Origin of the sequence: Streptomyces sp. NBC_00285 (assembly GCF_036174265.1) — a bacterium.
Lineage (GTDB): Bacteria > Actinomycetota > Actinomycetes > Streptomycetales > Streptomycetaceae > Streptomyces.
On sequence record NZ_CP108055.1, the window covers coordinates 8,355,504 to 8,369,839 of the forward strand.

The window sequence follows — 14,336 nt, forward strand, 5'->3', positions numbered from 1 at the left end:
ACCGGGCCCGCACCCGCCGAACCGCCCCGCCCCTACTGCGCCGCCCACAGCCCCCGCACATGACCGATGTGCCGGGTCATCACCTCCCGCACCGCCTCCTCGTCGCGGGCGACCAACGCGTCGAGGAGTTCGAGGTGTTCCTCGGCGGAGGCCAGGAGGCGGCCGGACTTCACCAGGGGGGTGAGGCCGTACAGGCGGGAGCGTTTGCGGAGGTCGCCGACCACCTCGACCAGGTGGGCGTTGCCCGCGAGGGCGAGCAGGCCGAGGTGGAAGCGGGTGTCGGCCTCGACGTACGCGATCAGGTCGCCGGACACCGCAGCCTGGACGATCTCCCGGGCGGCCGGCCGCAACGCCTCCAGGGAGATCGGGTCGGCGGTCGCGGCCAACTCCACCACGGTGGGGATCTCGATGAGCGAGCGGATGTGGGTGTACTCGTCGAGCTGCTTCTCGGAGACCGCGGTGACCCGGAACCCCTTGTTGGGCACGGTGTCGACCAGGCCCTCCTTCGCGAGGTCGAGCATGGCCTCGCGGACGGGCGTCGCCGAGACGCCGAAGCGGGCGGCCAGCGCGGGCGCCGAGTGCACCTGCCCCGGCAGCAGTTCGCCCGCGATCAGCGCGGCCCGCAGGGCGTCGGCGACCCGCTCCCGGTAGCTGCTCTTCTTGCCGCCCAGGACGGGCAGGACGGGAGCGCAGGCTGGGGCGGCGCCGGCGGGGGCGCTGGATCGCTGGGCGGCGGCCATGAGGGGATCTCCTTGTGGTGCAGTGCCGCGTGCAATGTCACGTGACACCGGGCGTTGTCCTCGTCGCATTGTCCTCGTCCCCTACGAGGTTCAGAGCACGAATCCGGCAGGGAACGGGTCGGTCGGGTCGAGCAGGTACTGGGCCGTGCCGGTGATCCAGGCCCGCCCGGTGAAACTGGGCAGGACGGCGGGGCGGCCCGCGACCTCGGTCGTGCCGAGGAGCCGACCGGTGAACTGCGTCCCGATGAAGGACTCGTTCACGAACTCGGTGTGCAGCGGGAGTTCACCGCGTGCGTGCAACTGCGCCATGCGCGCACTGGTGCCGGTGCCGCAGGGGGAGCGGTCGAACCAGCCTGGGTGGATGGCCATCGCGTGCCGGGAGTGCCGGGCGTCGGAGCCGGGCGCGATCAGATGGACGTGGTGACAGCCACGGATGGACGGATCCTCCGGGTGGACCGGCTCCTCCTCGGAGTTGATCGCCTCCATGAGGGACAGTCCCGCCTTGAGGATGTCGTCCCCCCGGGCCCGGTCGAAGGGCAGCCCGAACTGCTCCAGCGGCAGGATGGCGTAGAAGTTGCCGCCGTACGCCAGGTCGTACGTCACCGTGCGCCCGTCGGAGAGTGCGATCTTGCGGTCGAGGGCGACGGCGAAGGACGGCACGTTCTGCAGCGTGACGTTCTTCGCCCTGCCGTCCTCGACCGCGACCTCCGCGACGACCAGGCCCGCCGGGGTGTCGAGCCGGATCGTGGTGACCGGCTCGACGACCTCGACCATGCCGGTCTCCACCAGCACGGTCGCCACCCCGATCGTGCCGTGCCCGCACATCGGGAGATAGCCGGAGACCTCGATGTAGACGACACCCCAGTCGCAGTCCGGGCGGGTCGGCGGCTGGAGGATCGCTCCGCTCATCGCCGCGTGCCCGCGCGGCTCGTTCATCAGGAGCTGCTTGACGTCGTCGCGGTGCTCACGGAAGTACAGGCGCCGCTCGTTCATGGTCGCGCCGGGGATCGTGCCGATGCCGCCGGTGATCACACGGGTGGGCATGCCCTCGGTGTGCGAGTCGACGGCGTGCAGGACGAGTTTGCTGCGCATGACGCTCCTGATGATCGAGGGGGCGGGAGAGGGCGGTCGGCTACCCGAGTCCGGCCGCGACCGCCCGCTCGGTGGCGGCCCGTACGGCGGCCTCCTGCTCGGGCAGCAACGGGACACGCGGCGCCCGGCAACTCCCGCCGTGGCGACCCACGATGTCCATCGACGACTTGATCGCCTGCACGAACTCGACCTTGGAGTCCCAGCGCAGCAACGGATGCAACTGCTCGTACAGCTTCTTCGCGGTGGCGAGGTCGCCCTCCACGGCCGCCCGGTACAGCTCGACGCAGGACCTGGGCAGCGCGTTCGGGTAACCGGCCACCCAGCCCTTGGCCCCGGCGAGCGCGAGCTCCAGCAGGACGTCGTCGGCGCCGATCAACAGGTCCAGTTCGGGAGCGAGTTCGGCCAGCTGGTAGGCGCGCCGGACATCACCGGAGAACTCCTTGACCGCGCGGATGAAGCCCTCGCCGTGCAGCTTGGCCAGCAGCTCCGGGACGAGGTCGACCTTGGTGTCGATCGGGTTGTTGTACGCCACGACCGGCAGGCCCGCCTTCGCGACCTCGGCGTAGTGCGCGAGGACCGAACGCTCGTCGGCGCGGTACGCGTTGGGCGGCAGCAGCATCACGGACGCGCAGCCCGCGTCACGCGCCTGCTCGGCCCAGCGGCGGGACTCCGCCGACCCGTAGGCGGCGACACCCGGCATGACGCGCTCCCCGCCGATCGCGGCCACGGCCGTCTCGACGACCTTGGTGCGCTCCTCGGGCGTGAGCACCTGGTACTCGCCGAGCGAGCCGTTCGGTACGACGCCGTCGCAGCCGTTCTCGACCAGCCAGGCGCAGTGCTCGGCGTACTTGTCGTGGTTCACGGAGAGGTCGTCGTTCAACGGAAGTGCGGTGGCGACGAGGACTCCGCGCCAGGGGCGAAGGTCGGTGGCTGTCATCTGTGATGCCCTCTCCATAGGGTGTGACATTTCACTGAGGCTCGATCTCTCCGGCCCGGGCCAGTACGCCCAGGGGGACCGGCCGCGCGAACGGTCGGCGTCCCGCTGTCTCAGGGCACCCGGCGACCCCCGCGACGCCGGGCCCGCACATCCGGCCCTGGCACCAGCCCATCCCGGCCCGCGTCAGCAGCTTCACGGTCCGCAGATCACCGGCGCCGAGCTCGCGCACCGCCTGCCGTACCGCACCGGCCGGCACTTCCTCGCAGCGGCACACCACCGTGTCGTCGGTGACCTGCTCGGCCCAGTGCGCGGGCGGCGCGTACACGGAGTCGACGGTGGCGAAGAAGGCGCGCAGCCCGTCCCGGGCACGTACGGCGGCCGCCCACCCGTCCGGGTCCGGCCGGCGTCCCGCCGACCGTGCCGCGATCGACCGCCCGGCGATGTGCCCCTCGGCGAGGGAGAGCGCGGAGCCCCCGATGCCGGTGGTCTCTCCAGCCGCCCACACACCCGGCACGTCGGTGCGCTGCTCGTCGTCGACGTACACGTCCGTCCCGTCGACACGGCAGCCCAGCGCGTCGGCGAGATCGGTGTGGGGCAGCATGCCGTGCCCCACGGCAAGGGTGTCGCAGGTCAGACGCCGCAGGGTGGCCGGGCGCACCCGCCCGTCCCGGTCGAGCGCCGCGATCGTGACGGCCTCCACCCGCCCGGTGCCGTGCGCCTCCACGACGGTGTGGTGGAGGAGAGTGCGGACCCTGTGCCGGAGCAACTGCCCCGCGTACCGGGCCGCTTCGGCGACCTTGTCGGGTCGGGACGACAGCGCCCGGGACCGTCGTAGGAACGCCCTGGGGTCGGCCGAGTCCACCAGTGCGGCGACGGTGGCGCCCGCCGCGGTGAGGCCGGTGGCGACGGGCAGCAGCAGCGGTCCGGTCCCGGCGACGACGGCGGTACGGCCGGGCAGGACGAGGCCGCCCTTGAGCATGGCCTGCGCCCCGCCGGCCGTGACGACACCGGGCAGGGTCCAGCCGGGGAAGGGCAGCACCTTCTCGTAGCCGCCGGTGGCGAGGAGAACGGCGTCGGCGCGCACCTCGGCCGGCTCCTCCTGCTCGGGGCCGAGCAGGGCGTGCACGGTGAAGTCGGCGCTGTCCCGGCGCTCGACGAACCAGACGTGATGGTCCGTCAGATGTCGTACCGTGCCTGCCCGTACGTGGATGTCCAGACCGTCCCGTAGCCTCTCCCAGGTCCGCCACTGGTGATGCAGTGCCTGCGGGCGGCGGGCACCGAACTCCGGCGCGGGCTGTCGGTAGAACTGCCCGCCCGGCTCCGACGCCGAGTCGATCAGGGTGACGTGGACCCCGCGGGCGGCTGCCGCGAGGGTGGCCGCCAGCCCGGCCGGGCCCGCGCCGATCACCGCGAGGTGGGGTCGTTCACGGCTAGGTTCAGTCATCGTGCCCCGTTCCCTCCTGGGTGCGGATCGCGTCGCCCGGTCGCAGGGGCATCAGGCAAGCCCGTTGGTTCGGGCGGTCGTTGACGGTCACCAGGCAGTCGAAGCAGACGCCGATGCCGCAGAAGATCCCACGCGGGCGGCCGGTGTCCCGGGTGGTGCGCCAGGAGGTGACGCCGGCCGTCCATAGCGCGGCGGCGACGGTCTGCCCGGGCAGCGCCTCGATCTCCCGCCCGTCGAGAGTGACGATGAAGGCGGGACCGGGCTCGGCGCGCACCAACTCCAGCGGGTTCACGAGACCTCCGAGGGGAAGCGGTCCGGACGGAACGGCGTGAGGTCGAGGCCCGGAGCCCGGCCGGTGATGAGCTGGGCGATCAACTGCCCCGTCCCGGTGGACAGTCCGATGCCCGCGCCCTCGTGGCCGCACGCGTGGAACAGCCCGGGCACCCGCGGGTCCGGCCCGATCGCGGGCAGGTGGTCCGGCATGTACGGCCGGAAACCCAGGTACGTCCGCATCGCGCGCACCCGCTCCAGGAACGGGAACAGCCGGGTCGCGCCCGCGGCCAGCGCCCGCAGGGCCGGCAGCGACAACGACCGGTCGAATCCCACCCGTTCGCGTGTCGCACCGATCAGGACCGGACCGGCGGCCGTCCCCTCGACGACCGGCGAGGTCTGAAGGGCCGCCGAGTCGCTGGCGACGTCGGCCACATAGTCGGCGGCGTACACCTTGTGGCGGACCAGGCGCGGCAGCGGCTCCGTGACGAGGACGAAACCGCGCCGGGGGAGCACGGGCAGGCTCACCCCCGCCAGCGCGGCCAGCTCTCCGCCCCAGGTCCCGGCGGCGTTGACGACGTGCGGGGCGTGGATCTCGCCGCGGTCGGTCCGCACACCGCGTACGCCGCCGTCGGCGCCGCGCAGCACCTCGGTCACGGTGACCCCGGTGCGCAGCCGGGCACCCGAGGCCCGTACGAGATGGGCCGCGGCCAGCGTGGGCATCACCTGGGCGTCCTCGGGGTAGTGCACGCCGCCCGCGAGCCCGGGCGCCAAGTGGGGCTCCAGATCGTGCAGTTGACCAGCATCCACCCGCACTGCCTCGACCCCGGCGGCCCGTTGGTCGGTCGCCAACCTCTCCAGGGCTTCGAGACCGGCGGGGGAGGAGGCGACGACCACACCGCCCTTGGGTTCGTACTCGATCGCCGCGCCGAGTTCTTCCGCCAGTTCGGTCCACAACCGGCCGGACAGCAGGGCGAGTTCGAGTTCGGGCCCCGGCTCCTTGTCGGAGACCAGGAGATTGCCCTCACCGGCTCCGGTCGTACCGCCGGCCACCGGGCCGCGATCGACGACGATCACGTCGAGGCCCGCCCGGGCCGCGTAGAGGGCACACGCCGCGCCCACCATCCCGGCCCCGACGACCACGACATCGCAGGTCAGTCGCTTACTCACGCCAGTACTATGTCACATGCCTCTCTTTCGGGGAACATCTGCGTGCCCGACCTCGAGCGGTGAGAGCCCGGAAAACCTGTGGCACCCCCGTGCGGGCGCCCCTAAGGTGAGGACCACTTCGCACGACGGCTCACGGCTGTCGTGTCCTACGAGCGAGGAACAAGGGAGGTGTCGACCGATGGCTGTCTTTGCGACGCGCGCTGCCCGCATGCAGGAATCCATCCAGTCCACCTCCGTGGCCGCCGGCTGACATCCACTTCTGGTGCCGGGGCCGCCCTGTGAAGGGTTTCCCTTGAATCTCTCTTCTCTTTCTGCTTCTTCGACTTCCTCGCACCCTCTCGCCCTGTACGGCTGGGACGAGGGTTGGGAAGCGGAGTTTGCTCCCTACGTCGGGCAGGGCCTCCTGCCCGGCCGCGTCGTGCGGGTCGACCGCGGCCTCTGCGATGTCGCCACACCGGCTGGCAATGTCCGTGCCGACACCGAGTTCGTCGTTCCCCGTGACCCGATGAAGGTGGTGTGCACGGGGGACTGGGTCGCCGTCGATCCTGAAGGCACCGACCCGTTGTACGTGCGGACGCTGCTGCCTCGCCGTACCGCCTTCGTGCGCTCCACCTCCTCCAAGCGGTCCGAGGGCCAGATCCTCGCCGCCAACGTCGATTACGCGATCATCGCCGTATCGCTGGCCGTCGAACTCGACCTCGGCCGCATCGAGCGGTTCCTCGCGCTCGCCTGGGAGAGCGGCGCACAGCCGGTGGTCGTGCTCACCAAGGCCGACCTCGTGCCGGACACGGCGACGCTCACGTATCTCGTGCAGGACGTGGAGACCGCGGCGCCGGGCGTGCCGGTGCTGACCGTCAGCGCACTGGGCGGTGACGGACTCGACGTCCTCGTCGCCGTCGTCTGCGGCGGTACGTCTGTACTGCTCGGGCAGTCCGGTGCGGGAAAGTCGACGCTCGCCAACGCGCTCGTCGGCCAGGACGTGATGACGGTGCACACCACCCGCGACGTGGACGGCAAGGGGCGCCATACGACGACCACCCGCAACCTCCTCGCCCTGCCGGGCGGGGGCGTGCTGATCGACACACCCGGCCTGCGAGGCGTGGGCCTGTGGGACGCCGGGACCGGCGTCGGGCAGGTGTTCTCGGAGATCGAGGCGCTGGCCGGGCGGTGCCGGTTCCACGACTGCGCGCACGAGAGCGAGCCGGGATGCGCGGTGCTGGTGGCGATCGACTCCGGTGAGCTGCCCGAGCGACGGCTGGAGAGCTATCGGAAACTGATCCGGGAGAACCAGCGGATCGTGGCGAAGACCGACGCCCGGCTGCGTGCCGAGATCCGGAAGGACTGGAAGAAGAAGGGTGCGGAGGGCAAGGCGGCGATGGAGGCGAAGCGGGGGCGCTGGGCGTAACGGGCAGCCGGGCGGGGGCCGGCCCCTCACGGCTCCCCGCCCTCCACGACGCCATGTCCGATTTCCGCCAGCCGTGGCGCTCGGGGCGGCGGACACTGGATGGCGTGATGGACGAGGACACCAGGTACGAGGACACCACGTACGAGGACACCAGGTACGAAGCCGTACGCAGCCGGGACGCCCGGTTCGACGGGGAGTTCTTCTTCGCCGTCGAGACGACCGGGATCTACTGCCGGCCCAGCTGCCCCGCGGTGACCCCGAAGCGCCGCAACGTCCGCTTCTACGCGACGGCCGCCGCCGCGCAGGGCTCCGGTTTCCGGGCCTGCCGGCGGTGCCGTCCGGACGCGGTGCCCGGTTCCGCGGACTGGAACGTGCGTGCGGACGTCGTGGGCCGGGCGATGCGCATGATCGGTGACGGTGTCGTCGACCGTGAGGGCGTCGCCGGGCTCGCGGGCCGGCTCGGCTACAGCGCACGCCAGGTCCAGCGCCAGCTCACCGCCGAACTGGGCGCCGGGCCGGTCGCCCTGGCCCGCGCCCAGCGAGCCCACACCGCGCGAGTCCTGCTCCAGACCACCGGCCTGGCCGTCACGGAGATCGCGTTCGCGTCGGGCTTCGCCAGCGTGCGGCAGTTCAACGACACGGTCCGGGAGATCTACGCCTCGACGCCGAGCGACCTGCGCGCCGCAGCCCGCACCACCCGGCGCGCGGCCACCCCCACAGCAGGCGTTCCGCTACGACTGGCCCACCGCGGCCCCTACCGGTCCGGCGCCGTCTTCGACCTGCTCGCGAGCGAGGCCGTACCCGGCGTCGAGGAGGTGAGCGGGACACCCGGGCGGCGCACCTACCGCCGGGCGCTGCGCCTTCCGCACGGCACCGGGATCGCCGCCGTCCAGGAACGGCCCGGCACCGCCAGGACCGTCTCCGGTGCCCACCCCGGCGGCTGGCTCGACGCCCATGTGCACCTCACCGACCCCCGCGACCTGACCACCGCCGTCGGACGGCTGCGACGCCTGTTCGACCTCGACGCCGATCCCTACGCCGTCGACGAGCGACTCGGCGCGGACCCGCGGCTCGCTCCCCGGGTCGCCACCCGCCCCGGACTCCGCTCGCCCGGCGCCGCCGACCCCGAGGAGTTCGCCGTACGGGCACTGGTGGGCCCTGCGGAATCCGAACGGCTCGTCCAGCACTACGGCAAGACCCTGGACGCCCCCTGCGGCAGCCTCACGCACCTGTTCCCCGAGGCCGCCGCCCTCACCGACATCGCAGGCCCCGTGGGCACGCTCGCCACCGCCCTCGCCGACGGCACCGTACGACTCGACCCCGGCGCCGACCGCGACGCCGCCCAGCACGCGCTGCACGCCCTGCCGGGCCTGGACGCCCGTACCGTCGCTGTCATCCGCGCCCGAGCCCTCGGCGACCCCGACGTCGCCCCACCCGGCCACGACATCCCGGACACCTGGCGCCCCTGGCGCTCCTACGCCTGGCAACACCTGCTTGCAGCAGGGGAGTTGGAGTACTCATGACCACCCGTTGGACCCACTTCGACAGCCCCGTCGGCGAGCTCCTGCTCACCGCCGACGAGACCGGCGCGCTGACCTCGCTCTCCGTGCCCGGGCAGAAGAACGGCCGTACCGTCCAGGAGAGTTGGCTCCGCGACCCCGCCCCCTTCCGGGCGGCCCAGGAGCAGCTCGCCGCCTACTTCGCCGGTGAACTCAAGGAGTTCCAGCTGGAGTTGCGCCCCGAGGGCACCGAGTTCCGCACCCGTGTCTGGGACGCCCTCGACGACGTGCCGTACGGCGCGACCACGACGTACGGCGAGATCGCCGCCCGCATCGGTGCCACCCGCGTCGCCGTCCGGGCCGTCGGCGGCGCGATCGGCGCCAACCCGCTGCTGATCCTGCGCCCTTGCCACCGAGTGATCGGCGCGAACGGCTCCCTCACCGGATACGCGGGCGGCCTGGAGCGCAAGACGACCCTGCTCACGCTGGAAGCGGCCCTCGGGACACCCGTGACACCGGCATGATCCACCGGGTGGGGCGGACTAGCTCTCCTCCAGCCCCCAGCTGTGGATCCGCCGCGGATGGATGCGGATCAGCTCCTCACTGAAATGCGGCCCCAACTCGTGCGGGCCCGTGAGGAGTTCCGCCTCCCCGCGGATGTCGATGCCGCGCACCGTCCACGGATTCAGGCTCGCGATGTCGTCGACGACCAGTGCGACCTTCGGGTTCTTCTGGAGGTTGCGCCACTTCTTGGTCCGGCCCATCGCGTAACCGCCGATGAGGATGGTGCCGTCGTCCTGCGGGAAGAAGCCGACCGGGTTCGCCTGCGGCTGCCCGTGCTCGTCCACGGTGGCCAGGCGCCCCAGCCGCTGCGACGTCAGATACGCGCGCTCGGTCTCGCTGAATGCGGTCATGCCCGCCACCCAAACACGCTCGCGCCGTCCGCACATCGGGCTGTCGGCCCAGACTCACCCGGTCTGCGGTCCTACATCAGCCCCAGAACACCGTGCCCAGCCACGCGCCCATGATCAGCAGACAGGTGAACAGTTCCGTCAGCACGCTGGAGCCGCCCGAGCGCATCGCCGTACGCAGGGCGGCCTTCGCCTCTCCGTGCCGGCCGAAGCGGAGGCGTTCCGAGACGTAGATGCCCGCCATGAACCCCGGGATCGCGCCCAGCACGGGAATCAGGACGAAACCGAGGAAGGCCCCGGCTCCCGCGTACACCCCCATGCGCGCAGTGGCCCCGCTCGCCCGCAGCCGGCGCGGCGGCAACGCCCAGCGCACCACCTGGGACAGGAACAGGGCGGCGGTCGCCCCCACCAGCACGCCCCAGGCGACCGGCTGCGGATCCTTCAGCGCCCACCACAGGACCGCGGCCCACACGAACCACGACCCCGGCACGCCGGGCACCAGCACGCCGACCAGACCGAACAGCATGACCAGGCCGACGAGCAGGAGGTCCCACACTCCCATGCGTCCAGGGTGCAGGAGAACGGGAGGAAGCGCAGGTCAGCGATGCCCGTACGGGCCACTCCCGGTACGCCGGCTCCTCAGCCGTTCCGCTCGGCGCTCTACGGCCCGGGCACGCGACGCCTGCCACGAGGCCGTCGTGGCACCCGGTGAACCGCCGGGCATCACAGCTCGACGACAGGGAAGAAGGTCACACTCAGGACCGACCTGGACCGGACCTGGGCCGGGCTCCGGGTCGCACCGGCGTCGCCGGGTGGTTCTCCCGTGGGGGGTGGAACCACCCGGCGACCTCTTGCGCCACACCTGTTCGACCGTTCACTCGACACGCCGTTCGACGGGCGGGGTCGTAGCGCGATTTTAGGGATGCCCCGTTTCCATCCGGCCCGCGCGGTGGACAATTGGGGGCATGAGCCAGCAGGGGGGAAAGCCCACGGGTCACGAGGACGACTGGTGGGGGCAGCTGTACGACTCCACGGACGACACGGGTCCCACACCGGCCCCGGACTCACTGGACGACCGTTACGCCTCGGCGGCGGGAGCCGTGAGAGACGGGTCCGGATCCGTGGCCGCGACGAGCGTCCCGGGTGAGGGCGCCGGGACAGGGTTCGACGACGGGCGGCCCGGCCCCGGCCCCGGACGGGGTGCCGCGGACGAGGCGGGCCGTCGGCCCGGCACCGGTGTTCCCGCGCCGCGATCCGGTTTCCCCGAGGCACCTGAGGCCCCGCCCCGGGCGAGCTCGGGCCGGCACCGCGTCCCCTGGGAACCGCCGTCCGACGCGCCCGACGTGCCCGAGGATCCCGCGGCGTTCCCGCCCGGCCCCAAGCCGCCCGGCTTCGTCGAGCGCCGTCCCGAGGACCGCCCGGTTCCACCGCCCGGCAGCCGTACGTCCACGGAGACGTCCCCCGTCACCAACATTCCGGCCTCCCGGACGCCCTCCGACGCGCCGACCCCGACACCCCTGCCCCATTCGGCACAGGACACCGGCCGGACCGATCCACCCCTCCGCCCTGCCACCCCGCCCCATTCGGCACAGGACACCGGCCGGACCATCCCGACGGGCCGCGGCTCCGAAGGCACGGCCGCCGATGCAGGCCCCCAGGACCTCCCCGGATCCCAGAACCCGCAGACCCTGCAGACCCCCCAGACCCCGCAGACCCCCCAGAATTCCCCGAGCCCCCAGCCCCCTCCCGGCCCCCGAAGCACAGCGGACGCGCCCCGCAGCGGGGACGACTGGTGGGCCGCCGCTCCCCCCGTCCCCGCCCGGAAACCCGCCGATGCGGCGGCCCGTACCGGCCCCGGCTCCACCCAGCCCAACCCGATGCCCGAGCCCCCCGCACCCGGCCAGGACGCGGGGCCCGCCCCCACGGCCTCCCCGCAGCGCGGCGAAGGCGTCGAAGCCGAGGCCGAAGCACCCCGCCCGGCCTCGGACCCCGCCCCCCAGAGCCTGCGCACCGCAACCCGGGTGGACCTCCCCACCCTCCCGCCGGTCCCCGTCGGGTTCGTCGGCTCCGGCCCTCCCACCTACGACGCCGAACCCACCGCCCTCCCGCCCGCCGACCCCGACGAGCTGGACGATCTGGTCCCCGACACCGTGCTGGACGGGGCCTCGTACGGAGCCTGCACACTCCGCGCCGTCTCCGTGCGGGGCGACTCCGCCCGGTTCCGGGGCGAGCCGCGCCGGGACTCCCTGCTCACGGCCCGGTTCGGCACCGGAGAGCAGGCGCTGATCCTCGTCGCCATGGCGACCGGTGCCCGCGCCACCCCGGGCGCCCACCGTGCCGCCGCCGAGGCCTGCCACTGGATCGGGCGGGCCGTCGGCCGCAGTCACGCACGGCTCGCCCAGGACATCACCGATGCCCGCCGCGGTGATCTCAAGTCCGGCCTGCACCGGCTCACGGACCGCAGTCTCGGCAAACTCCGTGCCAGCGCCACCGAGCAGGGCATCGACCCGGAGGAGTACGCGGCCACCCTGCGCTGTCTGCTGCTGCCCGCCGACCCCGAGTGCCGTGTCCGGGTCTTCTTCGGCGTCGGCGCCGGCGGCCTGTTCCGGCTCCGCGACGGCGAATGGCACGACATCGAACCCCGGATCACCGACATCACCGGTGAACCGGTCGTCGGCTTCGGCTCGCTGCCCCCGGAGACCCCCGAGGGCGACCGGCTCACCATGGACCTGGGCATCCCCACACCCCCGAGCCCCTACGAACCCGCCCCGGAGCCGCACCGCGAACCCTTCCGCTTCCGTGCCTCCGTCGCCCGCCCGGGGGACACCCTCCTGATGTGCACCGGTGGCCTCGCCGAACCCCTGCGCGGCGAGCCCGAACTGTGCGAATACCTCACGGGGCGATGGTCGGGACCCACCGCGCCCGGCCTCGCCGCGTTCCTCGCCGACAGCCAGGTCCGGGCCAAGGGGTACGCGGACGACCGTACGGCCGCGGCGGTTTGGGAGGCGTGATCGCGGTCATTGTGGATTGATGGACCCAAGGAGACCGAAGGGGTGCATGGATTCATGGCCAAACAGAACGTCGCCGAGCAGTTCGTGGACATCCTCGTCAAAGCCGGAGTCGAACGCCTCTACGGCGTCGTCGGCGACAGCCTCAACCCCGTCGTGGACGCCGTCCGCCGCAACTCCGCCATCGACTGGGTGCACGTCCGGCACGAGGAGACCGCCGCCTTCGCCGCGGGCGCCGAGGCGCAGATCACCGGCAAGCTGGCGGCCTGCGCCGGCTCCTGCGGGCCCGGCAACCTGCACCTCATCAACGGCCTCTACGACGCCCACCGCTCCATGGCCCCCGTCCTCGCCCTCGCCTCGCACATCCCCTCCAGCGAGATCGGTCTCGGCTACTTCCAGGAGACCCACCCCGACCGCCTGTTCCAGGAGTGCAGCCACTACAGCGAGCTGATCTCCAGTCCCCAGCAGATGCCGAGGCTGCTGCAGACCGCCATCCAGAACGCCGTCGGCCGTTCCGGCGTCAGCGTCGTCTCCCTCCCCGGAGACATCGCCGACCAGCCCGCCCCAGACAAGGCCGCCGAGACCGCGCTGGTCACGTCCCGGCCCAGCGTCCGCCCCGGTGACGCGGAGATCGACAAGCTGGTCGCGATGATCGACGAGGCCGAGAAGATCACCCTCTTCTGCGGCAGCGGCACGGCGGGCGCGCACGCCGAGGTCATGGAGTTCGCGGAGAAGATCAAGTCACCGGTGGGGCACGCCCTCAGGGGCAAGGAGTGGATCCAGTACGACAACCCGTACGACGTCGGCATGAGCGGACTGCTCGGCTACGGCGCCGCCTACGAAGCCACCCACGAGTGCGACCTGCTGATCCTGCTGGGCACCGACTTCCCCTACAACGCCTTCCTCCCCGACGACGTCAAGATCGCCCAAGTCGACGTGCGCCCGGAGCACTTGGGCCGCCGCTCCAAGCTCGACCTCGCCGTCTGGGGCGATGTGAAGGAGACCCTGCGCTGTCTGACGCCCCGGGTGCGGGAGAAGACGAACAGGCGCTTCCTCGACAAGATGCTCAAGAAGCACGCCGACGCGCTCGAAGGGGTCGTCACGGCGTACACCCGCAAGGTCGAGAAGCACGTCCCGATCCACCCCGAGTACGTGGCCTCCGTACTCGACGAACTCGCCGACGACGACGCGGTGTTCACCGTCGACACCGGCATGTGCAACGTCTGGGCCGCCCGGTACATCACCCCCAACGGCCGCCGCCGGGTGATCGGTTCCTTCTCCCACGGGTCGATGGCGAACGCGCTGCCGATGGCGATCGGAGCGCAGTTCACCGACCGGAACCGGCAGGTCGTGTCGATGTCCGGCGACGGCGGATTCTCCATGCTGATGGGCGACTTCCTGACCCTCGTGCAGTACGACCTGCCGGTCAAGGTCGTCCTCTTCAACAACTCCTCGCTCGGGATGGTCGAGTTGGAGATGCTGGTCGCCGGACTCCCCTCCTACGGCACCACGAACAAGAACCCCGACTTCGCGGCAGTGGCCCGCGCCTGCGGTGCGCACGGCGTGCGCGTAGAGAAGCCCAAGGACCTCGCCGGGGCCCTGAAGTCGGCGCTCAGGCACAAGGGCCCGGCCCTCGTCGACGTCGTCACCGACCCCAACGCCCTCTCCATCCCGCCGAAGATCAGCAAGGAGATGGTCACCGGCTTCGCCCTGTCCGCCTCCAAGATCGTCCTCGACGGCGGAGTGGGCCGCATGCTCCAGATGGCCCGCTCCAACCTGCGCAACATGCCCCGGCCCTGAGCCGACCCGATCCGAAGCGCTGTTCGCGGGGCGTTTGTGACGACGCTTGAAGCAGCCGTC

Annotated in this window: 13 protein-coding genes; 5 read left to right on the forward strand and 8 right to left on the reverse strand. The window is 72.1% G+C overall.

The features are described from left to right. Positions 1-32: 32 nt before the first annotated feature. From OHT57_RS38325 to OHT57_RS38350, 6 genes are all read right to left on the reverse strand, one after another. A complete protein-coding gene (locus OHT57_RS38325; protein WP_328751377.1) occupies positions 33-740 on the reverse strand; it encodes a GntR family transcriptional regulator in 708 nt (235 codons plus the stop codon). Between the two features lie 90 nt (positions 741-830). Next, entirely contained in the window at positions 831-1,832 is a 1,002-nt protein-coding gene (locus OHT57_RS38330; RefSeq protein ID WP_328751378.1) for a proline racemase family protein, read from the reverse strand. Positions 1,833-1,872: 40 nt separating this feature from the next. Further along, complete coding sequence (locus tag OHT57_RS38335; protein WP_328751379.1) at positions 1,873-2,769, reverse strand: dihydrodipicolinate synthase family protein; 897 nt, start codon at positions 2,767-2,769, stop codon at positions 1,873-1,875. 31 nt (positions 2,770-2,800) lie between these two features. After that, the gene (locus OHT57_RS38340; RefSeq protein ID WP_328751380.1) at positions 2,801-4,213 is read right to left on the reverse strand and encodes an FAD/NAD(P)-dependent oxidoreductase; all 1,413 of its coding nucleotides are present in this window, start codon (positions 4,211-4,213) and stop codon (positions 2,801-2,803) included. Beyond that, positions 4,206-4,505, reverse strand: a complete 300-nt coding sequence (locus OHT57_RS38345; RefSeq protein ID WP_328751381.1) for a (2Fe-2S)-binding protein — start codon at positions 4,503-4,505, stop codon at positions 4,206-4,208. The genes OHT57_RS38340 and OHT57_RS38345 overlap by 8 nt, the downstream gene beginning before the upstream one ends. Beyond that, positions 4,502-5,653 carry an NAD(P)/FAD-dependent oxidoreductase gene (locus OHT57_RS38350; protein ID WP_328751382.1) on the reverse strand — a complete coding sequence of 384 codons (1,152 nt, stop codon included), beginning with the start codon at positions 5,651-5,653 and terminating at the stop codon, positions 4,502-4,504. Before OHT57_RS38350 ends, OHT57_RS38345 begins: the two co-directional genes overlap by 4 nt. Before the next feature lie 292 nt (positions 5,654-5,945). Here OHT57_RS38350 and rsgA point away from each other — a divergent pair, with 292 nt between their 5' ends. The 3 genes from rsgA to OHT57_RS38365 all read left to right on the forward strand — a co-directional run bounded on the left by rsgA (position 5,946) and on the right by OHT57_RS38365 (position 9,081). Beyond that, positions 5,946-7,058 (forward strand): ribosome small subunit-dependent GTPase A, encoded by a 1,113-nt coding sequence (rsgA, locus tag OHT57_RS38355; RefSeq protein ID WP_328751383.1) that lies wholly within the window; start codon positions 5,946-5,948, stop codon positions 7,056-7,058. Positions 7,059-7,165: 107 nt separating this feature from the next. After that, complete coding sequence (locus OHT57_RS38360; RefSeq protein WP_328753444.1) at positions 7,166-8,581, forward strand: DNA-3-methyladenine glycosylase 2 family protein; 1,416 nt, start codon at positions 7,166-7,168, stop codon at positions 8,579-8,581. Beyond that, positions 8,578-9,081 carry a methylated-DNA--[protein]-cysteine S-methyltransferase gene (locus OHT57_RS38365; protein ID WP_328751384.1) on the forward strand — a complete coding sequence of 168 codons (504 nt, stop codon included), beginning with the start codon at positions 8,578-8,580 and terminating at the stop codon, positions 9,079-9,081. Before OHT57_RS38360 ends, OHT57_RS38365 begins: the two co-directional genes overlap by 4 nt. 18 nt (positions 9,082-9,099) lie before the next feature. Here OHT57_RS38365 and OHT57_RS38370 read toward each other — a convergent pair whose 3' ends face one another. Together OHT57_RS38370 and OHT57_RS38375 are read right to left on the reverse strand one after the other, a co-directional pair. Next, positions 9,100-9,471, reverse strand: coding sequence for a PPOX class F420-dependent oxidoreductase (locus OHT57_RS38370; protein ID WP_328751385.1), 372 nt, complete (start codon positions 9,469-9,471; stop codon positions 9,100-9,102). Between the two features lie 76 nt (positions 9,472-9,547). Then, on the reverse strand, positions 9,548-10,030 hold the full coding sequence (locus OHT57_RS38375) for a DUF456 domain-containing protein (RefSeq protein ID WP_328751386.1): 483 nt from the start codon (positions 10,028-10,030) through the stop codon (positions 9,548-9,550). A gap of 403 nt (positions 10,031-10,433) precedes the next feature. Here OHT57_RS38375 and OHT57_RS38380 point away from each other — a divergent pair, with 403 nt between their 5' ends. After that, a complete protein-coding gene (locus OHT57_RS38380) occupies positions 10,434-12,479 on the forward strand; it encodes a protein phosphatase 2C domain-containing protein (RefSeq protein ID WP_328751388.1) in 2,046 nt (681 codons plus the stop codon). A 54-nt stretch (positions 12,480-12,533) separates the two neighbouring features. Further along, the gene (locus OHT57_RS38385; RefSeq protein ID WP_328751389.1) at positions 12,534-14,276 is read left to right on the forward strand and encodes a pyruvate dehydrogenase; all 1,743 of its coding nucleotides are present in this window, start codon (positions 12,534-12,536) and stop codon (positions 14,274-14,276) included. Positions 14,277-14,336: the final 60 nt, after the last annotated feature.